Source organism: Ferrovibrio sp. GW821-FHT12E11 (assembly GCF_058806975.1).
Genome location: NZ_JBXAQG010000001.1, coordinates 3496482 through 3519985, shown reverse-complemented (window position 1 = coordinate 3519985; position 23504 = coordinate 3496482). Strand labels below are relative to the sequence as shown.

General features: G+C 63.4%; 22 protein-coding genes. 8 read left to right on the top strand and 14 right to left on the bottom strand.

The features are described from left to right. Positions 1 to 46 precede the first annotated feature (46 nt). Positions 47 to 604: a winged helix DNA-binding protein gene (locus AC1ROT_RS17485; protein WP_492971277.1), complete on the top strand. Its 558-nt coding sequence runs from the start codon at positions 47 to 49 to the stop codon at positions 602 to 604. A gap of 76 nt (positions 605 to 680) precedes the next feature. Next, entirely contained in the window at positions 681 to 4349 is a 3669-nt protein-coding gene (locus AC1ROT_RS17480; RefSeq protein ID WP_493000517.1) for a hydantoinase B/oxoprolinase family protein, read from the top strand. A 13-nt stretch (positions 4350 to 4362) separates the two neighbouring features. Here the strand turns inward: AC1ROT_RS17480 and AC1ROT_RS17475 are convergent, their stop codons facing one another. Then, on the bottom strand, positions 4363 to 4902 hold the full coding sequence (locus tag AC1ROT_RS17475; protein ID WP_493000515.1) for an AAA family ATPase: 540 nt from the start codon (positions 4900 to 4902) through the stop codon (positions 4363 to 4365). Between the two features lie 175 nt (positions 4903 to 5077). Between AC1ROT_RS17475 and AC1ROT_RS17470 the strand changes: the two genes are divergently transcribed. After that, complete coding sequence (locus AC1ROT_RS17470) at positions 5078 to 6157, top strand: hypothetical protein (protein WP_493000514.1); 1080 nt, start codon at positions 5078 to 5080, stop codon at positions 6155 to 6157. A 75-nt stretch (positions 6158 to 6232) separates the two neighbouring features. Continuing rightward, on the top strand, positions 6233 to 7894 hold the full coding sequence (locus AC1ROT_RS17465) for an isovaleryl-CoA dehydrogenase (protein WP_493000512.1): 1662 nt from the start codon (positions 6233 to 6235) through the stop codon (positions 7892 to 7894). On the opposite strand, the gene AC1ROT_RS17460 is transcribed toward AC1ROT_RS17465, so the two are convergent. The 4 genes from AC1ROT_RS17460 to AC1ROT_RS17445 all read right to left on the bottom strand — a co-directional run bounded on the left by AC1ROT_RS17460 (position 7891) and on the right by AC1ROT_RS17445 (position 10951). Continuing rightward, the gene (locus tag AC1ROT_RS17460; RefSeq protein ID WP_492971282.1) at positions 7891 to 8802 is read right to left on the bottom strand and encodes a diacylglycerol/lipid kinase family protein; all 912 of its coding nucleotides are present in this window, start codon (positions 8800 to 8802) and stop codon (positions 7891 to 7893) included. The genes AC1ROT_RS17465 and AC1ROT_RS17460 overlap by 4 nt on opposite strands. A gap of 192 nt (positions 8803 to 8994) precedes the next feature. Next, the gene (locus AC1ROT_RS17455) at positions 8995 to 9792 is read right to left on the bottom strand and encodes a TerC family protein (RefSeq protein ID WP_492971283.1); all 798 of its coding nucleotides are present in this window, start codon (positions 9790 to 9792) and stop codon (positions 8995 to 8997) included. Between the two features lie 130 nt (positions 9793 to 9922). Beyond that, on the bottom strand, positions 9923 to 10621 hold the full coding sequence (locus AC1ROT_RS17450) for a cation efflux transmembrane domain-containing protein (protein WP_493000510.1): 699 nt from the start codon (positions 10619 to 10621) through the stop codon (positions 9923 to 9925). Positions 10622 to 10624: 3 nt separating this feature from the next. Next, positions 10625 to 10951: an ArsR/SmtB family transcription factor gene (locus AC1ROT_RS17445; protein WP_492971285.1), complete on the bottom strand. Its 327-nt coding sequence runs from the start codon at positions 10949 to 10951 to the stop codon at positions 10625 to 10627. 207 nt (positions 10952 to 11158) lie between these two features. Between AC1ROT_RS17445 and AC1ROT_RS17440 the strand changes: the two genes are divergently transcribed. The 3 genes from AC1ROT_RS17440 to AC1ROT_RS17430 are packed head-to-tail and all read left to right on the top strand — an operon-like array spanning position 11159 to position 13561. Then, the gene (locus tag AC1ROT_RS17440) at positions 11159 to 12118 is read left to right on the top strand and encodes a hypothetical protein (RefSeq protein ID WP_493000508.1); all 960 of its coding nucleotides are present in this window, start codon (positions 11159 to 11161) and stop codon (positions 12116 to 12118) included. A 13-nt stretch (positions 12119 to 12131) separates the two neighbouring features. Then, on the top strand, positions 12132 to 12812 hold the full coding sequence (locus AC1ROT_RS17435; RefSeq protein WP_493000507.1) for an SDR family oxidoreductase: 681 nt from the start codon (positions 12132 to 12134) through the stop codon (positions 12810 to 12812). After that, entirely contained in the window at positions 12806 to 13561 is a 756-nt protein-coding gene (locus AC1ROT_RS17430; RefSeq protein ID WP_493000506.1) for an SDR family oxidoreductase, read from the top strand. Before AC1ROT_RS17435 ends, AC1ROT_RS17430 begins: the two co-directional genes overlap by 7 nt. A 6-nt stretch (positions 13562 to 13567) precedes the next feature. On the opposite strand, the gene AC1ROT_RS17425 is transcribed toward AC1ROT_RS17430, so the two are convergent. Genes AC1ROT_RS17425 through AC1ROT_RS17400 form a run of 6 tightly spaced genes read right to left on the bottom strand, consistent with a single transcriptional unit; the run spans position 13568 to position 20368 of the window. Continuing rightward, positions 13568 to 14209, bottom strand: coding sequence for a class I SAM-dependent methyltransferase (locus AC1ROT_RS17425; RefSeq protein ID WP_492971289.1), 642 nt, complete (start codon positions 14207 to 14209; stop codon positions 13568 to 13570). A gap of 4 nt (positions 14210 to 14213) precedes the next feature. Next, the gene (locus AC1ROT_RS17420; RefSeq protein ID WP_493000504.1) at positions 14214 to 14672 is read right to left on the bottom strand and encodes a GNAT family N-acetyltransferase; all 459 of its coding nucleotides are present in this window, start codon (positions 14670 to 14672) and stop codon (positions 14214 to 14216) included. Continuing rightward, positions 14669 to 17383, bottom strand: a complete 2715-nt coding sequence (gene metH, locus AC1ROT_RS17415; RefSeq protein ID WP_493000503.1) for a methionine synthase — start codon at positions 17381 to 17383, stop codon at positions 14669 to 14671. Before metH ends, AC1ROT_RS17420 begins: the two co-directional genes overlap by 4 nt. Beyond that, on the bottom strand, positions 17380 to 18462 hold the full coding sequence (locus AC1ROT_RS17410; RefSeq protein ID WP_492971292.1) for a homocysteine S-methyltransferase family protein: 1083 nt from the start codon (positions 18460 to 18462) through the stop codon (positions 17380 to 17382). Before AC1ROT_RS17410 ends, metH begins: the two co-directional genes overlap by 4 nt. Next, positions 18462 to 19376, bottom strand: coding sequence for a methylenetetrahydrofolate reductase [NAD(P)H] (metF, locus tag AC1ROT_RS17405; protein ID WP_493000501.1), 915 nt, complete (start codon positions 19374 to 19376; stop codon positions 18462 to 18464). Before metF ends, AC1ROT_RS17410 begins: the two co-directional genes overlap by 1 nt. Further along, positions 19373 to 20368 (bottom strand): ArsR/SmtB family transcription factor, encoded by a 996-nt coding sequence (locus AC1ROT_RS17400; protein ID WP_493000500.1) that lies wholly within the window; start codon positions 20366 to 20368, stop codon positions 19373 to 19375. Before AC1ROT_RS17400 ends, metF begins: the two co-directional genes overlap by 4 nt. A gap of 163 nt (positions 20369 to 20531) precedes the next feature. On the opposite strand from AC1ROT_RS17400, the gene AC1ROT_RS17395 reads away from it, so the two are divergent. Continuing rightward, positions 20532 to 21149: an MlaC/ttg2D family ABC transporter substrate-binding protein gene (locus AC1ROT_RS17395; RefSeq protein WP_493000498.1), complete on the top strand. Its 618-nt coding sequence runs from the start codon at positions 20532 to 20534 to the stop codon at positions 21147 to 21149. Positions 21150 to 21222: 73 nt separating this feature from the next. Here the strand turns inward: AC1ROT_RS17395 and phoB are convergent, their stop codons facing one another. Genes phoB through pstB form a run of 3 tightly spaced genes read right to left on the bottom strand, consistent with a single transcriptional unit; the run spans position 21223 to position 23479 of the window. Continuing rightward, positions 21223 to 21945, bottom strand: coding sequence for a phosphate regulon transcriptional regulator PhoB (phoB, locus tag AC1ROT_RS17390; protein WP_492971296.1), 723 nt, complete (start codon positions 21943 to 21945; stop codon positions 21223 to 21225). Then, a complete protein-coding gene (phoU, locus tag AC1ROT_RS17385) occupies positions 21942 to 22661 on the bottom strand; it encodes a phosphate signaling complex protein PhoU (protein ID WP_493000496.1) in 720 nt (239 codons plus the stop codon). Before phoU ends, phoB begins: the two co-directional genes overlap by 4 nt. Before the next feature lie 20 nt (positions 22662 to 22681). Next, entirely contained in the window at positions 22682 to 23479 is a 798-nt protein-coding gene (gene pstB / locus AC1ROT_RS17380; protein ID WP_493000495.1) for a phosphate ABC transporter ATP-binding protein PstB, read from the bottom strand. Positions 23480 to 23504: the final 25 nt, after the last annotated feature.

Below are 23504 nucleotides of genomic sequence, written 5' to 3'. Positions count from 1 at the left end.
CCATATCCCTGCCCGCTTTCGAGGCATCCCAGACAGGCAACCGGCCATGGCAAAAGCAAAGATACCCGCATCGAAAAAGCCGGCCAAAGCAAAGCCGGCGGCACGGCGGCCGATTGTGTCCTCGGCGCATCTGGCCAGCGAAAAGCTGGAAGGCCTGAGCGAGTTCGAATTCGCCCTGATGATGACCGGCAATGCCTTCAGCCGCTGGATCGTGCGCTGCATGACAGCGGCTGGTCAGGGCGACCTGGCGGCCCTGGACGTGATGGTGCTGCATGGCGTCAATCACCGCGAGCGGCCCAAACGTCTGGCCGACCTCTGTCTGGTGCTGAATGTGGAAGATTCTCACACCGTCAATTACGGCCTGAAGAAGATGGTGCGGCTGGGCCTGATCGCCGGCACCCGGCGCGGCAAGGAAATCTTCTACAGCACCACGCCCAAAGGCCGCGCGCTCTGCCTGGAATACCGTAAAATCCGCGAACAGCTGCTGGGCCAGGCCTTTGCCCTGATCGGGCAGCCGCAAGGTGATCTGTCCCGCGTGGCCGACCTGATGCGGGCGTTGTCGGGCAGCTACGACCAGGCTGCCCGCGCCGCCGCCTCCCTGTAGCCGTCTTCCGACGTTGACAAATTGTCAACGTTTCGTCACCGTCAGCGCCGCCTTCCCTTGAGCTTCCGGAGCCGCCATGACCCAGTCCCAGACCTCTGCCTCCCTGACCGGCCAGTGGGAATTCTGGATCGACCGCGGCGGCACCTTCACCGACATCGTCGGGCGCCAGCCGGATGGCGGCATCGTCACCCATAAGCTGCTGTCGGAAAACCCCGAGCGCTACAAGGATGCCGCCGTGCAGGGCATCCGCGACCTGCTCGGCCTGAAGGCCGGCGACGCCCTGCCCAAGGGCAAGATCGCCGCCGTGAAGATGGGCACAACCGTTGCCACCAACGCGCTGCTCGAGCGCAAGGGCGACCGCGTACTGCTGCTGGTCTCGGAAGGCTTCGGCGACCAGCTCCGCATCGGCTACCAGACCCGTCCGAATCTTTTCGCCCTGCATATCCAGCTTCCCGAGATGCTGTATGAGCGCGTGGTGGAAATCCCCGAGCGCGTGCGCAACGACGGCAGCATCGAGACACCGCTGGATCTCGCCGCCGCAGAAACAGCCCTGAAGGCCGCCCATGCCGACGGCATCCGCAGCGTCGCGATCCTGTTCATGCACGGCTACCGCTATACCGAACACGAGGCCAAGATCGCCGCGCTGGCGAAAAAACTGGGCTTTACTCAGGTCTCGGCCAGCCATCAGGTCTCGCCGCTGATCAAATTCGTCAGCCGCGGCGACACAACTGTCGTCGATGCCTACGTCTCCCCCATCCTGCGACGGTACGTGGATCAGGTCGGCAGCGAACTGGATGCCGCCAACACCGCTTTGCGCCTGATGTTCATGCAGTCCAACGGCGGCCTGGCCGATGCCAACTTCTTCCAGGGTAAGGACAGCATCCTGTCCGGCCCGGCCGGCGGCGTCGTCGGCCTGGTCGAGACCTCGACCCGCGCCGGCTTCACCAAGGTGATCGGCTTCGACATGGGCGGCACGTCGACCGACGTCAGCCACTATGCCGGCGAATACGAGCGTGCCTTCGAGACCATGGTGGCCGGCGTGCGCATGCGTGCGCCGATGATGATGATCAACACCGTGGCGGCCGGTGGCGGTTCGATCCTGCATTTCGACGGCGCCCGCTATCGCGTCGGGCCGGATTCCGCCGGTGCCAATCCCGGTCCGGCCTGCTATCGCCGCGGCGGGCCTCTCGCCGTCACCGACTGCAACGTGGTGCTGGGCAAGCTGCAGCCCGATTTCTTCCCCGCCGTCTTCGGCCCCAATGGCGACCAACCGCTGGACGATGCCGTGGTGAAGACCAAGTTCGCCGCGCTGCAGGCGCAGGTGAAGGCCGAGAGCGGCGACACCCGCAGCATCGAGGAGATGGCGGAAGGGTTTCTCGCCATCGCGGTCGAGAACATGGCCAATGCGATCAAGAAGATCTCGGTGGCGCGCGGCTATGACGTGACCAAATACGTGCTGTCCAGCTTCGGCGGCGCCGGTGGCCAGCATGCCTGCCTGGTGGCCGATGCGCTCGGCATGACCGAGGTGCTGCTGCATCCGCTCGCCGGCGTGCTCTCGGCCTATGGCATGGGTCTGGCCGACCAGCGCGTGCTGAAGGAAAAGTCGGCCGAAGTGACCCTGCAGGAGTCCGCCCTGCCCGGCCTGTCGCAGGAACTCGATACACTCAGCGAAGATTCGCGCGCCGAAATGCTGAAGCAGGGCGTGGCGCCCGAGAAGATCACGGTGATCCGCAAGCTGCATGTGCGCTATGGCGGCTCGGACTCGGCTTTGGAAGTCGAGTTCGGCTCTCTGACGGAGATTAAAACTGCGTTTGAAACCGCGCATCGGCAGCGCTTCGGCTTCATCAGCCCTGAAAAAACACTGATCGCCGGCAGTGTCGCCGTCGAAGTGGTCGGCCAGGGCGAACGCGCGCCGGATGCGGTGGAACAGATCGTCGATCCCCGCAGCCAGGATGCCATCCCGGTGCTGGCCAAGCGCAAGGCCTATATGGCCAGCGGCTGGCGCGACACGCCGGTCTACGACCGCGCCACCCTGCGGCCGGGCGAAACCATCAAGGGCCCCGCCATCGTGATCGAGCCGACCAGCACCATCGTGCTGGAGCCCGGCTGGCAAGCCAGACTGACCGAGCGCCGCGACCTGGTGCTCAAACGCGTCGAGGCCCTGCCCGAGCGCAAGGCGATCGGCACCTCGGTCGATCCGGTGATGCTGGAAATCTTCAACAACCTGTTCATGTCGATCGCCGAGCAGATGGGCAGCGTGCTGGAGAAGACCGCCTATTCGGTCAATATCAAGGAGCGCCTCGATTTCTCCTGCGCCATCTTCGACCTGGATGGCGAGCTCATCGCCAATGCGCCGCATATGCCGGTGCATCTGGGCTCGATGTCGGAAAGCATCAAGACCGTGATGCGCCGGCGTGCCGGCCAGATGAAGCCCGGCGATGTCTATGTGCTGAACGCGCCCTATGCCGGCGGCACCCATCTGCCCGACGTCACCGTGATCACGCCGGTGTTCGACAGGGCCGGCCAGGAGGTGCTGTTCTATCTGGGCAGCCGCGGCCACCATGCCGATATCGGCGGCACCACGCCGGGCTCAATGCCGCCGGATTCCCGCACCGTCGAAGATGAAGGCGTTCTGCTCGACAACGTGCTGCTGGTCGATGGCGGCCGCATGCTGGAAGACGAGATGGTGGCGCTGCTCAAGGGCGGCAAGTATCCCTCGCGCAATCCGGCGCAGAATATCGCCGACCTGAAGGCGCAGATCGCCTCCTGCGAGAAGGGCGCGCAGGAGCTGCGCAAGATGGTCGACCAGTTCGGCCTCGACGTCGTGCGTGCCTATATGAACCACGTGCAGGACAATGCCGAGGAATCCGTGCGCCGGGTGATCAGTCGCCTCAAGGACGGCGAATTCACCTATCCGATGGATGACGGCTACGAGATCAAGGTGAAGGTGACGGTCAACCACAAGGACCGCACCGCCAAGATCGACTTCACCGGCACATCCGGCGTGCACCCGACCAACTACAACGCGCCGACCGCCGTCTGCGTCGCTGCCGTGCTCTATGCCTTCCGCTGCCTGGTGGACAGCGACATCCCGTTGAACGGCGGCTGCCTGAAACCGCTGGAGATCATCATCCCGAAGAACTCGATGCTGGATCCGGTCTATCCGGCTGCCACGGTGGCCGGCAATGTCGAGACCAGCCAGTGCATCACCGACACCATCTTCGGTGCGCTCGGCGTGATGTCGGCGGCCCAGGGCACGATGAACAATTTCACCTTCGGCAATAACGAATACCAGTATTACGAGACGATCTGCGGCGGCAGCGGCGCCGGTGCGGATTTCGACGGCTGCGACGCCGTGCATACCCATATGACCAATGCCCGCCTCACCGACCCCGAGGTGCTGGAATTCCGCTTCCCCGTGCTGCTGGAGAGCTTCCGCATCCGGCGCGGCTCGGGCGGCAAGGGCCGGCACAAGGGCGGCGACGGCACTATTCGCCGCATGCGCTTCCTCACGCCGATGACCGCGACGCTGCTGTCCTCGCACCGCACCGTGCCGCCCTTCGGTCTTGAAGGCGGCGCGAATGGCGAGACAGGCCACCAGTGGGTGGAGCGCACGTCGGGCGAGAAGACCGAACTGGAAGGCCGCTGCTCGACACCGATGCAGCCGGGCGACGTCTTCGTCATCTCCACACCCTCGGCCGGCGGCTTCGGCAAGGCGGCGGACCTGAAGCAGGCGGCGGAATGATCCGCCGCCACCTTCAAAGCCGTTTCAGCCCCAGCGCCTTCACAATCAGCGCCGCCGCCTCCGACGGTGTATGCCTGCCTGTATCCACGCTGACAGCCGCCTTCGGCATATGCGAGGTGGCAAAGACATGGGCCGCGTCGAGCTTCTCATACACTTCGTGCGAGGTCAGTTTGCCGGTCTGGCGGCGCGACTGGCTGTCGATGCGGCGGTAGATCTCCTCCGTCGGGCAGGTCAACTCAATGAACTGCACCCGGCCGCCGCCGGCCTGCACCGTGGCCACAGCCTTTTCGATGAAATCCGGCTGCACCGTGGTTTCCGGCGCGAAGGTGAAGATCATGCCCGGCAGTTTCTCCACGCCGGCGCGGGCGAAAACCGAGAGCCAGATCTCTTCGCGCAGGGCCACGAACGGCGCGCTGCCGAATTCGAACACCGACAGCAGCAGATCGACGGTCAGGTGGTTGTGGAACAGCCGGTAGCCGGTGAGTGCCGCCAGCTCGCGCGCCACCGTGAGCTTGCCGACCGCCGGTTTGCCATAGAGAAACAGCAGATGCATGGCGGCAGCTTAAGGCCAAGCTGCGCGGCATGAAACCGCATCTGCGCTGTTTGCTGCAAAAAACGGCCCCGCATTGCCTCAATTCGGCCACACCCTCTGCGGTAAAGATGCAGTAAGGACTCTGTGGCAGTCTGGTCCTGCCACTGGTCCGACCATGCCGGGGGAAGCCAATATCGTGTTTCGCCGCGCCCGATCCCGCGCCGCCCTGTTCGCAGTCCTCGCCGGACTCGCGACAGCCCTGCCGGCTGCCGCCCAGGATGCACCACCGCTCTGCCCGGTTTTCGTCAGCGCTGCCGATCCCGCCTATTGCCACGCCGCTGTTTCACTGCCGTCTGCGGCCGCTGACGGGGAACCGGAAATCGTGCCGCTGGCCTACGACCCCGAGACCGGCATGCGTATGCTCAGTCGCCGGCCCTTGTTCGGACCGAACGAGATCAGCCTGCTGACCCGCAGCCGCGAGGCCAGTTCCGACTATGCCGGCGACAGCGACAAGATCGGTATCGCCAGCGATGCTGCCGCGCTGCAGCCACGCACGGTCAATGCGGCCTATGACCTGCCCTTCTTCGATGGGCTGGCGCTGGACAACACCAGCGGCGTGAGTCAGCGCGAAGGCGAAGCCGGCGCCGATGACCCGGCAAAATCGGTCAACAGCAAGTTCGGCCTAGCCTACGAGGAATATGGCGTCACCTTCCGGGTCAATCCGGATGCGGCGATCAACTGGGGCGATCTGGCCGGCAGCGGCAACCGGCGCCTTGGCATCGACAACCAGATTTCCACCACGCTGGCGCGCGACCTGACGCTGACACTGTCGTCGGGTTACGATTCGATGGCCTATGCCGGCAATGCCCTGGCCAACACCGATACCCAGCGCCACCGGATTGCACTGGCGCAGCATTTCCAGAGCGGCTACAGGCTTGGTGTCTCGGGCCAGCGCCGCAACGAAACCACCTCCCTGCAGGAACGCGATCTCAATATCCTCGGCCTGATGATCGGCGTGCCGCTGGGCCAGAGCCTGAACCTGACCGCCAACCACGAATTTGGCCTGACACAGAAATACGACCTGCAGCGCGGCAATACCGTGCCACTACCCGGCAGCCAGCAGATGCTGGACCTGCAGATGCACTGGACGCCGATGGCCCTGGCCAGCCGGGCGATGACGCTGATGGCCGGCTATACGGTGAACCAGCAGAGCGAGGCCGGCATCGCCGACCCCTATACCAGCCAGGCCCGGCTCAACCTGGCGATGCGCTTCTGAGAACGGCCCTGCCGCAACGGCAGACTTCCCAAACCGCCGCAGCTTGCTAGACTCCTCTGCAAAGGGAGACATGCCATGAGCGCGCAGCCAGCCGATGCCGCCGAGACCCATGAGGTCCTGAACCAGCCGCCGGCGCTGGAGGATTACAACCTCTTCACCACCGACAAGGCGCTGCTGAATGCCGCCGAGGTGCATGGCGCCGGCTGGGCCCATGACCGCCTCACCGTCTATGGCAGCCGCCTGGGCGATGCCGCCACCATCGAGATGGGCCGGCAGGCGCATAAATTCCCGCCCCAGGCCAAGCTGTTCGACCGCTTTGGCCATCGCGTCGACGATGTGGAATTCCATCCGGCCTGGCATGGCATCATGGACCTGATCATCGGCGAGGGCCTGCATAGCGCGCCCTGGGCCGAACCCAAGCCCGGCGCCCATGTCGCCCGCGCCGCTGCCTATATCATGCATGCGCAGATCGAGCCGGGCAGCCAATGCCCGACCACCATGACCTATGGCAGCGTGCCGGCGATCAAGCGCGATGCAGCCCTGGCCGAGACCTGGCTGCCGAAAATCTATTCGCGCCAGTATGACGGCAGCAACAAACCGATCGCGCAGAAGACCGGTGCCCTGATCGGCATGGGCATGACCGAGAAGCAGGGCGGCTCGGACGTACGCACCAATTCCACGGTGGCGCAGTCCGTCAATGGGGGCGGTTCGGGCGGCGAATATGTCATCACGGGCCACAAATGGTTTTTCTCCTGCCCGCAGAATGACGCGCATCTGGTGCTGGCCCAGGCGCCGGGGGGCTTAAGCTGCTTCTTCGTGCCGCGCTGGCTGCCCGACGGAACCAAGAACCCGGTGCTGATCCAGCGCCTGAAGGACAAGGTCGGCAACAAGTCGAATGCCTCGTCGGAAGTGGAATTCCGCAATGCCCATGGCTGGCTGCTGGGCGAGGAAGGCCGCGGCGTGCCGACCATCATCGAGATGGGCACCTATACGCGACTGGATTGCGCGCTGGGCTCGACCGGGCTCTTACGCGGCGCTGTCGCGCAAGCCTTGCACCATGTGGCGCATCGGCGCGCTTTCCAACGCCACCTGATCGACCAGCCGCTGATGGCCAATGTGGTGGCCGACCTCGCCATTGAATCCGAGGCTGCGACGCAGCTCGCCTTGAGACTGGCCCACGCCTTCGACCGTGCCGACAGCGATCCGGCCGAAGCCGCCTTCCGTCGGCTCTGCACCCCGGCGGTGAAATACTGGATCTGCAAACGCGCGCCCAATGCCGTGGTGGAAGCCATGGAGGTGCATGGCGGCAACGGCTATGTCGACGAGGGCCCGCTCGGCATGCTGTACAAGGAAATCCCGCTCAATTCGATCTGGGAAGGTTCAGGCAATGTGATGTGCCTGGACGTGCTGCGCGCCCTGCAGAAAAGCCCGGATGGGCTGGAGGCCTATTTTGCCGAGCTGAAGCCGGCGCGCGGCAGCGACAAGCATCTGGATGCGGCAATCAGCGATCTGAAAACCGAATTCGCCGACCAGACCGAGATCGAACATCGCGCACGCCGCGTGGTGGAAAAGATGATGGCGGTTCTGCAGGGCGCACTGCTCGTGCGCCACTCTACGCCTGTCGTCGCCGATGCCTTCTGCGCCTCGCGGCTGGGCGGCGACTGGGGCCATGCCTTCGGCACGCTGCCCAAGGGCGTCGACACCCATGCCATCGCCCTGCGGGCACAGCCAGCCTAGACGGAGTCAGCCTTCTCTTCCACCGGCACCCGCACCTTGAGCGCCTGTGGCGCGACCGCATAGCGGATCGGGCCTTTCAGCATGTCGATCTCGCCGTCATTGGCCACCGGCTTGGTGCGGCTGAAATCGATCTTCAGGTGATGCGCCTTGATCACTTCCAAAGCCGGATCGTTTTCCAGAGTGCCGAGAAACAGCTTGGCCAGCTGACTGGCCGAGCCGAGCCAGGTCTTCTCGTGGCTGACATAGACGGTGAGTTCGCCGCTCTGCAGATCGGCGCGGCTGAACAGACGGCCGGCATTGAATTCATAGGCCCCGACCGCGACCACGATGGCAGGTGAGAGAATCTCGCGACGCTGGCCTTGGTGTTCGATGGTGATTTCCATCATCCGGTGCCGCTTCACCGCGCGCCAGGCCGAACGGATCATCGCCGGCCATTTGTTAAGACCGAACAGGCGACGACGCCGTTCACGGTCGACCACCATTTCGGGATAGAGCCCGAGCGCCGATTTGTTGAGGAAGAGGCTCTGGTTGACCCGACCGACATCGATGGCGGCAACCTTCGCACCGCATATGGCCGCAACTGCCTGCTCGATCTGTAGCGGAATATTGAGGTCGCGCGCCAGCAGGTTCATGGTGCCAAGCGGCAGAACACCCAGAACGATGTCGCGCTTCATGGCCAGTTCGGCGGCCGAACGCAACGTGCCGTCGCCGCCGCCGACCCAGACTTCGGCGCTGCCCTGGGCGGCGCTGATCAAGGCCTTGGGCAGCTGTTGCGGCGCCACCACCTGCACATCGACATCCGGATGGCCGGCCGCCGTGACGCTCTTGTGGATCAGGTCACGCAGGGCCGCCGCACCATACTGGCGCGCAGTGCCGGATTCGGCATTGATCACAACGGTAACGGACATCGGAGCTTACCAGGGCAGGAAGAGGCCAGATCTGCGCCGGCCCGAATCAGGCCGAGGCCAAGCATAACGATCACACCCGTGCTAACGATCCCGACAATATGCCCTAACAAACAGGGTGGCCTCGGTTGAGAGGCCACCCTGCCCGGCGAATGCGGCGGAATGGCGGTGCGAAACGGCGCCGCCGGGTGGCGATTACTCGCCGGCCGCCTTGTCGTTATTGCGGATATCGCGGAAGGGCTGGCTCAGCTTGGCCCGACGCGAGGCCATATTGAGCAGCTCGACCGTCACCGAGAAGGCCATGGCGCCGTAGATCATGATCTTCGGGATCTCGACATCGAAGCCCTCGGCCACCAGGGCCATGCCGATCATGACAAGGAACGACAGCGCCAGCATGACGATGTTGGGGTTCTTCTTCACGAAACGGGCCAGCGGTTCGGCCAGCGCCACCATGATGGCAACCGAGATCAGGACGGCGGCCACCATGATTTCGATCTGGCGGGCCAGGCCGATGGCGGTGATCACGCTGTCGAGCGAGAAGACGATGTCCAGCACGGCGATCTGGCCGATGATGGCCCAGAAGGCCGGGTACTTTTTCTGCACCGGCTTGCCGTCGCTCGCGGGTCCCGCCTCGCCCAGTTCGTCGCTCTCCTTCGGCGTGACGCGCTCATGAATTTCCATGGTCGCCTTCCAGATCAGGAACAGACCGCCGAGGATCAGCACCAGATCGCGGCCGGAGATTTCCTGCTCGAAGACCGTGAACCACGGCGCGGTGAGCGTGATCAGCCAGGCGGCCGAGAGCAGCAGCATGACGCGGGTGATGACGGCGCCGAGCAGGCCGAGCTTGCGGCCCAGCGGCTGCTGCGCTTCCGGCAGGCGGCTGGTGAGAATGGTGATGAAAATCAGGTTGTCGACGGCAAGAACGAGTTCGAGCGCGATGAGGCCGACCAGCGCGAGCAGGGCAGCGGGATCGAGAAAGACAGAGAGGTCCATGGAATGGTCATCCTGGGCTGGGGCTTTTGCGAAAAGCCGTCCGACATCGCTGCCATCCCGTATATGGCAACCAGAGGGGCCCGGACGTGGGTGGGAATGTACGGTGAATTACGGCAATTTCAAGGCCACATCAGTCGGCATGGCCGATTTCTGCCGTGGCGGACCGGGTTTCACGCAATTCCTGCCGGGCATGGGCGATTACCTGGGCCGACCCCCAGAGCGCCAGGCCAGCCATCAGCGCGGCCACGGCCAGATCGGGCCAGGCACTGCCGGTGGCAAAGACGCCGCTGGCCGCGAGCAGCACGGCGACATTGCCCAGGGCATCGTTACGGCTGCAGATCCACACCGCGCGCATATTGCTGTCGCCCTTACGGAAGCGGAACAGCAGCACGGTGACCAGCACATTGACCGCCAGTGCGGCAACGCCGACCACGCCCATGGTGGCGGGTTCAGGCACCGTGCCATCGATCAGATGACGGATCGTCATCGCGGCAACCCAGAGACCGAACAGCCCCATGGTGACGCCCTTCAGCAATGCGGCGCGGGCGCGCCAGACCAGCGCCATGGACAGCACTGCCAGCGCCAGGCCGTAATTGGCGGCGTCACCCAGGAAATCGGCGGAGTCAGCCAGCAGCGAGGTGGAATTCGCACTCAGACCGGCGCCCAGTTCCACGATAAACATGCCGGCATTCAGCAGCAGCGCGATCCACAGCACAGGACGCGCGGCGCCGGCACTGTGATCGTGACCGCCCGGGCCGTGATGATGATCCTGGTCATGGCCGTGATCGTGATCGTGATCGTGGCTGGGACCGCAGCAGCTCGCACCCATGTCTCACTCCTTCTCCGCCGGATGACCATGGGGTTCGGTCACATGGGCGATCATGTCGTCGAGCATGTGCCGCACATGGTCGTCGGCCAGCTCATAATGAATCTCGCGGCCCTTGCGCACGGCCTGCACCAACCGCGCCGCCTTCAGCAATCGCAGGTGATGGCTGGCAAGTTGCGGCGACAGGCCGGCGGCGGCGGCGGCCATGCTGGCCGGGGTGCCGCCCTTCTGCAGCATCAACACCAGCTTCAGACGGCTGTGGTCGCCCAGCAGCCGGAACATGTCGGCGAGCTGAACCGTGTGATGATCTTCGATGGCGCGAGCATTAAACATTTAAACAGGTATTTAACTGTTTTATCGATGAGTGTCAAGCAGGACAATTGCGGCCTCGCCAGGGTCCCGGCAACGGGTCTATGCTACTCTGACAAAACAATAAAACCACAGCCGTCGCGTGATGATCCGTATGCCTCGCCCCCTCAGCCGCACCGCCTCATGTTCCGGGTATGTTTCACCTGAAACACCCCCCCAGGAGCCCAGCCGATGATCCGGACCCTCGTCTGGTGGCCGCTGGACTACATGGGCCGCCATGCCACCAAGTTCCTGTTCGGTGGCGTACTGGTCGGCCTGCTGATCCCGCCGCTGGCCAGCCTGCTGCGCCCGGGCCTCGTGATCTTCCTGCTGCTGCCACTGACCCTGGCACTGATGCGGCTCGACTGGAGCGCCTTCCAGGCCTATGCCCGGCGCCCCTGGCTGTTCCTGCCGGTGATCGTCTTCCTGCTGCTGGTCTGCCCGCTGCTGATGTTCGCGGTGCTGACGCCGCTGGGTCTGCCGCGGCCGCTGATGGAGGCCATCGTGCTGATGTCGGCGGCGCCGCCGATCACCGGCACAGTCGCCATCGCCCTGATCCTTGGCCTTGATGCCGCCTTTGCCGTGATCGCCATGGTGATCGCCACCGCCCTGGTGCCCTTCACCCTGCCACCGCTGGCCTTGCTGCTGCTCAATATCGAGGTGCAGATGTCACTCGTGGAATTCATGGGACGCCTGGCCGTGATGGTGGGTGTTGCCTTCGGTGCAGCGCTGCTCGCGCACTGGAAACTGCCGCCGGGCTGGCTGCAGAAGAACAAGCAGCTGATGGATGGCAGCTCCGTGCTGGCCCTGGTGCTGTTCGCCATCGCCATCATGGATGGCGTCCTGGTCAAACTGATGGCACAGCCGGGTTATGTGCTGCTGGCCACAGCCTCAGCCTTTATCGCCAATCTGACGCTGCAGGCGCTGGGCTATGCGGTCGGCCGCACCGTGTTTCGCCTCGGCCAGCCGGCAGCGTTGACGCTCGGCATCCTCACCGGCAACTGCAACATGGGACTGGTGATGGTGTCGCTGGCCGACCGCGCCGTCTTTGACATGGTGGTCTTCTTCGCCATGGGGCAGTTGCCCATGTATATGCTGCCCGGCCTGCTGCAGCCGCTGTATCGTCGCGTCGCCGCACGCGCGTCCTCATAAGGAGAGAAAGCCAATGCCCACACTGCTGATCACCGGCGCCAATCGTGGCATCGGCCTGGAACTGACCAAGCGTTACGCAGCAGCCGGCTGGACGGTGATCGCCGCCTGCCGCGATCCGCAGGCCGCGACTGCGCTGAAAGCCGTGCCGGGCGTGACCGTCGAGGCGCTGGATGTCACCGATTACAAGGCGGTGGATGCGCTGGCGCAGAAATACGCCGGCACCGCCATCGACCTGCTGCTCAACAATGCCGGCATCTACGGCCATCGCGACGGCGCGCTGACGGTGAGCGACTTCGACACCTACCTTCAGGTGCTGCAGGTCAACAGCGTGGCGCCGATGAAAACTGCGCTGGCTTTCCTGCCGCATCTGAAAGCCGCGAAAGGCAGCGCGAAAATCGCCACGATTTCCAGCCGCATGGGCTCAATTTCACAGGCCGGCGGCGGTTCCTATGCCTATCGTGCGTCCAAGGCGGCAATCAATGCCGGCATGCACAGCCTGGCGATGGACCTGAAATCGGCCGGCATCACCGTGATCGTGCTGCATCCCGGCTGGGTGAAGACCGACATGGGCGGCGCCGGCGCCGATATCGATGTGACAACCAGTGCCACCAGCCTGCAGAAGACCATTGACGGCGCAGCCCTGAAAGACACCGGAAAATTCCTCAACTACGACGGTAGCGAAATCCCATGGTAAGCCCAGCAAAAAACATCCTGGTCACCGGCGGCAGTCGCGGCATCGGTCGCGCGGTCGCCATTCTGGCCGGCAAACGCGGCTGGTCGGTCGGCGTGAATTATGCCGGCAATGCGGCTGCGGCACAGGAAACGGTCAAAGCCGTGCAGGCTGCCGGCGGCAAGGCCGTGGCGATCCAGGGTGATGTTTCCCGTGAAACCGATGCCATCGCCATGGTGCAGGCCACGGTGAAGGCGTTTGGCCGGCTGGACGGGCTGGTGAACAATGCCGGCGTGGTGGCGCCGACTGCCGACCTGATGGACATGAGTGTTGAGCGCCTGCAGCACGTCTTCGACATCAACATCCTGGGCAGCTTCATGGTCGCCCGTGAGGCTGCCAGGACGATGGCGAAAAGCAAGGGTGGCAAAGGCGGCGCCATCGTCAATCTCTCGTCGGTCGCAGCCCGGCTTGGTTCGCCCAACCTGTTCCTCGATTATGCGGCCTCGAAAGGCGCCATCGACACCTTCACGCTCGGACTGTCCAGGGAACTGGCGCCCGAAGGCATTCGCGTGAACGCAGTACGGCCCGGCATCATCGAAACCGAAATCCATGCCAGCGCCGGCGAGCCCGATCGTGCCGAACGTCTGGGCAAGACCGTACCGCTGGGCCGTGCCGGCACGGCGGAGGAAGTGGCAGAGTCGATCATCTGGTTGCTGGACGATGCCTCGTCCTATGTCACCGGCGCGCTGCTGGATGTCGCCGGCGGACGCTGAGCCGCGTCAGCCGAAGGAGACGGCGCGCTCCGGGTTTTCGTCGCCGTAGATACGTTCGACGATCACCACGAATTCGGCTGGCGACTGACGCTGCGCGCGAACGCGGCGGAACAACGCATCCCACCAGGCGGTAGGCCGCAAGGTGACATGGGCGTTCATGCCATTGGGCAGGGTTTTGCCGGCGGGATAGGTGGCGACGCCGGCATAGACAAAGTGACGGGCGTAATCGAACAGCTCGCCCACCACCCAGTCCATATCCTCTTCCGGGATATGCTCCAGCACATCGGTGCAGATCACCGCATCGAATGTCCCCTCCGGCAGCGCCGCATAGGGCGCATAACCCGGATCGTAGAGCCGGACCGCGTCCAGGCCCCACAAGGCCTTCAGCCCCTTTACCTCGCGGCTCGGCAGCTTGAACACCGTGTCCTCGTAATGCTTGGCCTTGCCGGCCCCGTAATCGAGCAGCGTTTTCGATCCGAACTTTTTGACTAGCGAGCGTATGGTGCTGATATGCACCGACAGGCTGCGGCCATCGAACATTTCATCCGCATCCACATCCAGCTTGGCATCGCCTTCGTCATGCAGCTGACCGTAATAACCGAGAAGTTCGGTAAAGCGCGGGCTGGGCGACTGGCGGCTGTAGGTCATGCGGTCAGGCCAGGTACAGTTTCATGCCGACATGGCTGGCCTTGAAGCCGAGCCGCTCATAAAGTCGATGCGCATCCTGGCGGCTGTTGTCAGAGGTCAGCTGCACCATCTTGCACCCCTTCTCTTTTGCGCGTGCAACGGCATAGCCGATCAGCTCCGAGCCGAGCCCCTTGCCGCGCAGCTTGGATTCAATGCGCACCGCCTCGATCTGGGCGCGCTGCTTGCCCAGGCTGCCAAGGCCGGGAAGAATCAATAACTGAAGACAGCCGATCACCGCGCCACCTTCATCCAGCGCCAGGATCACTTCGGCGCCGATCTTCTGCAACCCGGCAAAGGCAATGCCATACTCCGCCGGCAGCGGATCGGTATAACGCTCACGGCCGCCGCCCAGATGGTCGTCGGCCAACAGGCGCACGATCTCGGGGAGGTCAGCCGCGGTGGCAAGGCGAAAGCCGAGGCTCACTCCGCCGCCTCGGCCGCATCGCGCGCCGGATCATAGGCGAGATTGGGCGCCAGCCAGCGCTCCATCCGGGCCAGATCCATGCCCTTGCGTTTGGCATAATCGGCCACCTGGTCGCGTTCGATGCGACCGACGCCGAAGTAGCGCGCCTCGGGGTGGCTGAAATACCAGCCGCTGACCGCTGCCGAAGGCCACATGGCAAAGCTTTCGGTCAGCGTGATGCCGATGGTCTCGGTCGGCTTGAGCAGACCGAACAGCGTGGCCTTCTCGGTATGGTCGGGACAGGCCGGATAGCCGGGCGCCGGACGGATGCCGCGATACTTCTCGGCGATCATGTCTTCGTTGCTCAAGGCCTCATCGCCGGCATAGCCCCAGAATTCCTTGCGCACGCGCTCGTGCACATGCTCGGCAAAGGCTTCGGCCAGACGGTCGGCCAGGGCCTGGGCCAGGATACCGGAATAATCGTCCTGCTTGGCCGTGAACTCGCGCTTGATCCAGTCATCCAGCCCGATGCCGGCAGTGACGGCGAAGGCGCCGACATAATCGGTGATGCCGCTGTCCTGCGGCGCGACAAAATCGGCCAGGCAATGATTGGCGCGATCACGGTCGCGCTTCATCTGCTGGCGCAGCATATGCAGCCGCGCCACCTCGGCGGGTTGCCCGGGTTCCGCATAGAGCGCGATGTCGTCGTCATCGACCTGGTTGGCCGGCCAGAAACCGATCACGGCGCTGGCCTTGATCGGCTTTTCCTCAACGATGCGCTTCAGCATGGCCCGCGCATCTTTGAACAGATTGGTGGCCGCTTCGCCCACCACCGGGTCTTTCAGGATATCGGGATACTTGCCGCGCAATTCCCAGGACGCGAAGAACGGCGACCAGTCGATGCGGTCGATCAGCGTCGCAATCGGATAATCCTCGAATACGCGGGTGCCGAGGAATTTCGGCTGCGGCGGCTGGTAGCCGGCCCAGTCGATCTTCGCCTTGTTGCGACGGACATCGGCGATCTTCTGGCGCGGACCGGTATTGCGCTCGCGTGCGTGAATCTCGCGGATCTTTTCGTATTCGCTGGAAATCTCGCCGGCATAGACCGGGCTGTCATTGGCCGAAACCAGACGGCCGGCGACGCCCACCGCGCGCGAGGCATCGGTGACATAGACCACCGGACCCTTGTAGTTCGGCGCGATCTTGACGGCCGTGTGGACCTTCGACGTCGTTGCGCCGCCGATCAGCAGCGGCAGGGCAAAGCCCTCGCGTTGCATCTCACTGGCGACATAGCACATCTCGTCCAGGCTCGGCGTGATCAGCCCGCTGAGGCCGATGATGTCGACCTTCTGCTTCTTTGCCTCTTCCAGGATGCGGGCGCAGGACACCATGACGCCAAGGTCGATGACTTCATAATTGTTGCACTGGAGCACGACGCCGACGATGTTCTTGCCGATATCGTGCACGTCACCCTTCACCGTGGCCATCAGCACCTTGCCATTGGTCTTGACCGGGCCGCTGTTCTTCTCAGCTTCGATGAACGGCAGCAGATAGGCCACGGCTTTTTTCATCACGCGGGCGGATTTCACCACCTGGGGCAGAAACATCTTGCCGGCACCGAACAGGTCGCCGACCACGTTCATGCCATCCATCAGCGGACCTTCGATCACCTCCAGCGGCTTGGACACCGTATGGCGGGCTTCCTCCGTGTCCTCATCGATGAAATCAGCGATGCCATGCACCAGGGCATGGGTCAGGCGGGCGCGCACATCCTTCTGCCGCCAGGACATGTCGATTTCCTGGGTCCGGCCGCCGCCCTTGAAGCGTTCGGCGATTTCCAGCATGCGTTCGGTCGCATCGGGCCGGCGGTTGAGCAGCACATCTTCCACGCGCTCACGCAGTTCGGCAGGTATGTCTTCATAAACCGGCAACTGGCCGGCATTGACGATACCCATGTCCATGCCGTTCTGCATGCCGTAATACAGGAACACGGCGTGCATTGCCTCCCGCACCTGCTCGTTGCCGCGGAAGGAGAAGGACACGTTCGAGACGCCGCCCGAGATATGGCAATGCGGCAGGTTCTCGCGAATGCGCCTGGCGCCCTCGAAGAATTCGACCGCATAGTTGTTGTGCTCCTCGATGCCGGTGGCAACCGCGAAGATATTCGGATCGAAAATGATGTCTTCCGGCGGGAATCCGATCTCTTCCGTCAGCAGCTTGTAGGCCCGGGCACAGATTTCGTATTTGCGATCGGCCGTATCGGCCTGGCCCTGTTCGTCGAAAGCCATGACCACGACGGCGGCGCCATAACGCCGCACCTTGCGGGCATGCATCAGGAAAGCCTCTTCGCCCTCCTTCATGCTGATCGAATTGACGATGGCCTTGCCCTGCACGCATTTCAGGCCAGCCTCGATCACATCCCATTTGGAACTGTCGATCATGATCGGCACGCGCGAGATATCGGGTTCGGAGGCGATCAGGTTCAGGTATTTGATCATCGCCGCCTTGGAGTCGAGCATGCCCTCGTCCATGTTGATGTCGATGATCTGGGCGCCATTCTCGACCTGCTGACGCGCAACCGTCAGCGCCGCATCGTAATCGTCGCTCAGGATCAGCTTGCGGAATTTCGCCGATCCGGTGACGTTGGTGCGTTCGCCGATATTGATGAAGACCGGGCCATTGAAGCCACGGTTTTCAGACTCGGGGGAAAAAGACTCGTCGATATCGGTCATGCGGCAGGCACGGCAAAGGGTTCAAGGCCGCTGAGGCGAAGCTGCGGCGGGATGGTCGGGATGCGGCGCGGCTTCACGCCCTTCACACTGTCGGCGATCGCCTTGATATGGTCCGGCGTGGTGCCACAGCACCCACCGACGATGTTCACCAGGCCATGCTCGGCCCATTCGCGCAGATGCTCGGCCGTCTCATGCGGCGGCTCGTCATATTCGCCAAACTGGTTGGGCAGGCCGGCATTGGGATAGGCGCTGACCGGCACATCGGCGACACGGCTCAACTCGGCGATATAGGCGCGCATCTGCTGGGCGCCGAAAGCACAGTTGAGGCCGACCGAAAACGGCTTGGTATGCCGTAGCGAATTCCAGAAGGCTTCCGTGGTCTGGCCCGAGAGCGTGCGACCGGAAAGATCCGTAATGGTGCCCGAGATCATGATGGGCCATTCCTCGCCCAACTCGTCGAAAAGCTCATAGACGCCAAAGGCCGCGGCCTTGGCATTCAGCGTGTCGAATACCGTTTCGATCAACAGCAGATCGGCGCCGCCTTCGACCAGGCCACGCGCCTGTTCCTTATAGGCGTCCTTCAGTTCATCAAACGAGATATTACGGAAATCCGGACGGTTCACGTCGGGCGACAGCGAGGCCGTGCGGTTGGTCGGCCCGATTGCGCCGGCGACAAAACGCGGCTTCGAAGGATCCTTCGCCGTATATTCATCGGCGGCCTGGCGCGCCAGCCGCGCGCCTTCCAGGTTGATGTCGTGGACAGCAGCCTCCAGGTGGTAATCGCCCTGGCTGATCCAGGTGCCGCTGAAGGTATTGGTCTCGATGAGGTCAGCACCGGCGTCCAGGTATTCCCTGTGTACGGCCAGGATCACATCGGGCCGCGTGATGTTCAGCACATCGTGATTGCCCTTGAGGTCGCTGTTCGAACCCTTGAAGCGATCGCCGCGATAATCCTCCTCGGTCAGCTTGCGCCGTTGCAGCATGGTGCCCATGGCGCCATCCAGCACCAGGATACGCTCCTTGGCGGTCTTGCTCAGCAGGGCGCGGCGGGCCTTGCGGATTTCGGCGGTGTCGAACATCAGGCGGCCGCCTCTCCGGCAATGGCCGGCTTCGGCCGCACGCCAAGCACATGGCAGATCGCATAGGTGAGATCGGCGCGGTTCAGCGTATAGAAATGGAATTCGTCGATGCCGGCTGTCAGCAGGCGGCGGCACTGTTCGGCGGCCAGATGCGCCGCCACCATGCGGCGGGTCTCCGGGTCTTCGTCCAGGCCATCGAACTGGTCGGCCATCCAGGCCGGGACGCTGGCGCCGCAGGCGGCCGAGAATTTCACCACCTGGCGGAAATTGGTGACCGGCAGGATGCCCGGCACGATCGGCACGGTGATGCCGGCCGAGCGCGCCCGGTCGAGAAAGCGGAAATACACATCCGTGTCGAAGAAATACTGCGTGATGCAGCGGGTGGCACCGGCATCGACCTTGCGCTTGAGATGCTCCAACTCGACGCGCGGCGAGGCGGTATCGGGATGGCCTTCCGGATAACAGCCGACGCTGATCTCGAAATCGCCGATCTTCTTCAGGCCGGCAATCAGGTCAGTGGAATTGGCATAGCCCTGCGGATGCGGTGCAAAACCGCCGGTGCCCTCCTGCGGATCGCCGCGCAGCGCCACGATATGGCGGATGCCAGCCTGCCAGTAATGCTGAGCGACTTCATCGACCTCGCCCTTGGAAGCGCCGACGCAGGTGAGATGCGCCGCCGGCCTGAGGCCGGTTTCCTTCAGGATACGCACGACGGTGTTATGGGTACGCTCGCGCGTGGAACCGCCAGCGCCATAGGTGACCGAGACGAAGCGCGGATCAAGCGGCGCCAGGCGGGTGACACTGCGCCACAGGCTCTCTTCCATCTCCGCGGTCTTCGGCGGGAAGAATTCGAACGAGACCTTCAGCGGACCAGACCGGCGGGCGGCATGGGCATTGGGTTCAGGGATGCTCATTCTGCAGCACTCTTCTGCGAAGGGGAGAGAACGCCGGCACCGCGCTTGACCGCGTGCCAGACATGAACGGTGAGCGATTGTCCGGGCAAGGCGATGGCCGGTTCGACATCGAGGCCGGCATGGACGCACCAGCCGCGCAATTCGGCATCGGCGAAACCCAGCCGGCGATGCGCATGGCGGTTGCGCAGGTCTTCCAGATCGTGTGGCGCAAAATCGACGATCACCAGACGGCCGCCGGGACGCAGCACGCGCACGGCCTCCTGGATCGCTTTTTGCGGCTCGTCGGCGAAATGCAGCACCTGATGGATCACGGCGGCATCCACGCTGGCATTGTCCAGCGGCAGGGCATACATGTCGGCCTGGCGCACCTGGCAATTTTTGATCCCGGCGCGCTCCAGATTGGCACGGGCGATACTCAGCATGTCGCGGCTCAGATCGACGCCCAGGCCGCGCTTGACCTTGCGGCCGAGAATTTCCAGCAGCCGGCCGGTGCCGGTGCCGATATCCAGCAGGTCTTCTATGGCTCCGCCCTGGGCCAGCAGACGCAGCACGGCCGCCTCGACCTGGGCTTCATCCACATGCAGCGAGCGGATCGCCGACCAATGAGCGGCGTTGTCGCGGAAATAGCGCTCGGCGGCCTCGGCACGGGCCCGCTTCACGGCAGCAAGACGTTCGGCATCGCGCGCCAGCGTGGCATCATAGGGCGGCAACAGGCCGCTCACAGCACGCACCAGCGGCGCACCGGGCAGCCGGTCGCCAACACGGTAGAAGGCCCAGGTGCCTTCCGGCACGCGTTCCAGCAAGCCCGCCTCGCAAAGCAGCTTCAGATGGCGCGAGACACGCGGCTGGCTCTGGCCCAGGATCTGGGTCAGTTCAGAAACGGTGAGTTCGCCCTGGGCGCAAAGCGCCAGCAGGCGCAGGCGTGTGGGTTCGGCCGCGGCGCGCAACGCGGCCATCAGAATATCGAGGGTCAGGGGCGACTCCATAGTCATGCGAATTATATAAACATATCTTTATGTATTTGTGTAGAGCTAACTACCCTGTAAAAAAAGAATCATCGCCTTCCCGCCCCCGTCAGGCTATGGTTCGGCCGCTTTAATGCCGCATTTACCAGCGAAAAAACTATTCCCTTCCGCCTCTTAGCCGGGATTCCCCATGCCGACCGCCCTGCTTTCCCGTCGTTTCGCGATCCTTGCCGGTGCCATCCTGGCGCTGGCCACCCTCCTGCCCGCTGCCCCAGTCCGGGCAGCAGCGGCCGATCAATTCATTCGCGAGACCGGCGGCGACACCATGAAGGCGCTGGGCGATCGCTCTTTAACGACGGAAAAGCGTGAAGCGCTGGTTCGCACCCTGCTGAGCACCCATCTCGATCTTGAGGCGGTCGGTCAGTTCTGCCTCGGCCGCTACAACCGCGGCCTGACCGATGCGCAGCGCCAAGAATACAACAGCCTGTTCGAAGATTACCTGGTGAAGGTCTATTCCCAGCTGCTGTCGCAATATAACGGCGAGACCCTCGATGTCCGCGATGGTGTCAAATCTGCCGGCAGTGAACAGGTGGTGGAGTCCGTGATCGTCCGCCCGAACGGCCCGCCGATCCGTGTCGAATGGAAGACGCACGAGAAGAACGGCAAACCGCTGGTGACCGATGTGGTGGTGGAAGGCGTGTCGATGGCCTTCACCCAGCGCCAGCAGTTCGAATCCGTCATTCAGAATAACGGCGGCAAGGTGGACGCCCTGTTTGCCGCCATGAAGAAGCAGATCGGCCGCCGCTAAAACGCGCCGCGGCAGAGACAAAAAAGCCGGCCGTTGCGAAGCGGCCGGCTTTTTCTTTGCCCATGAGATCTTGTCAGGCCATGGCGGCCGCGGTGGCAGAGGATAGTTCAAGCGCATAGCCGGCCGACCGGACGGTGCGGATCACGTCGCTTTCGCCATTCCCGTTCAACGCCTTGCGCAGTCGGCGGATATGCACGTCGACGGTACGCTGTTCGACATAGATGTCGCGCCCCCAGACTGCATCCAGCAGCTGGTCGCGCGACAGCACGCGGCCGGGATGCTCCAGGAAATAGCGCAGCAGGCGGAATTCCGTCGGGCCAAGATGCACGTCGCGGCTGTTGCGCGTGACCTTGTGGGTGGCGATATCCATCACCAGGCCGCCATAGGTCAGCACCTCCTCTGCCAGCGCCGGCCGGATGCGACGCAGCACTGCGCGGATGCGGGCCAGCAACTCGCTCGGCGAGAATGGCTTGGCGATATAATCGTCGGCCCCGGCATCCAGGCCACGCACGCGGTCGGCCTCCTCGCCCCGCGCCGTCAGCATGATGATCGGTACGTTGCGGGCATTGGGATCGCGGCGCAGTTGGCGGCAGACTTCCAGGCCGGACAGACGCGGCAGCATCCAGTCCAGCAGAATCAGGTCCGGCATATGCTCGGCCACCTTCAGCAGAGCCTGTTCGCCGTCCATCGCCTCGTCGACGGTGTAATTTTCCTTTTCGAGGTTATAGCGCAGCAGTGCCAGCAGCGCGGCTTCATCCTCGATGACAAGGACGCGCGGCTTGATTGCAATATTCATCGCTGGCCTCCCGGCGCATTCACCACGGCATAAGCCGTATCGTCGCCCTTCGGACGGTCTTCCTTCTGCATTTCGCCCGTCACCGTGTAATGGATCAGCTCCGCGATATTGGTGGCGTGATCACCGATGCGCTCGATATTCTTGGCAATAAACAGAAGATGTGTGCTGCTGGTAATCGAACGCGGATCTTCCATCATATAGGTCAGCAGCTCGCGGAACAGGCTGGTGTAAAGCTCGTCCACCTCCTCATCACGGGCCCAGACCGCATCGGCCTTGGCTGCATCCGCCGTGATATAGGCGTCCAGCACGTCCTTGATCAGCGCCTGGACCAACGCCGCCATGCGCGGGATGGCGTGTACCGGACGCACCAGGGGCGCCTGGTTCAGCGCCACAGCGCGTTTGGCGACATTCTTGGCATAGTCGCCGATACGCTCGATCTCCGAGGAAATCCGCAGCGCAGAAACAATCACCCGCAGGTCATTGGCCAGCGGCTGGCGCCGGGCCAGCAGCTCAACGGCGAAATCGTCGACCTGATTGCGCAGAAGATCGATCTTGGCGTCATTGAGCACGACGGCGTTGGCCAGTTCGCTGTCGCGTTTCACCACAGCCTCGACGGCGCTGGACAGCTGCGACTCAGCCTGCCCACCCATCTGCACGATGAGGGTGGAGAGCTTTTTCAGCTCTTCGTCATAGCTCTGGACGATATGTTGCGGCATTGGACTGTCCTCTTTCGCGATCAGCCGAAGCGGCCGGTAATATACCCCTGGGTGCGTTCATCCTTGGGGTTCGTGAAAATCACTTTGGTATCGTCGGTCTCGACCAGATTGCCCAGATGGAAGAAGGCAGTCTTCTGCGAGACGCGGGCTGCCTGCTGCATCGAATGGGTGACGATGACGATGGTGTACTGCTCACGCAGTTCGTCCATCAGCTCTTCGATATGTGCGGTAGCGATCGGATCCAGCGCCGAACAGGGCTCATCCATCAGGATCACCTCTGGCGCCACGGCAATGGCGCGCGCGATGCATAGGCGCTGCTGCTGGCCGCCCGACAGGCTGGTACCCGATTCCTGCAGGCGATTGCCGACTTCCTTCCACAGGCCGGCCTGTTTCAGCGAAGTCTCGACGATATGGTCGAGATGTTCGCTGCTTTCAGCCAGGCCGTGAATGCGCGGCCCGTAGGCGACGTTTTCATAGATCGTCTTCGGGAAGGGATTCGGCTTCTGAAAGACCATGCCGACCCGGGCGCGCAGCTGTACCACATCGACCTTGTTGTCGTAGACATCCAGCCTGTCGAGGCGGATATCGCCAACCACGCGGCAGTCGCGGATGGTGTCGTTCATACGGTTGAGGCAACGCAGGAAGGTCGACTTGCCGCAGCCCGACGGGCCGATCAGCGCCGTGACCGCGCGGGCCGGGATATTGAGGTCGACGTCGCGCAGCGCCTGCTTCTCGCCATAGAAGACGCCGACTTTCTGCGCCACCATCTTGATTTCGATCTCGGACTGGCGGAGATCGACGCCATTACCGTTCTGCATGAAAAATCCTTATGGCTCCGAATTG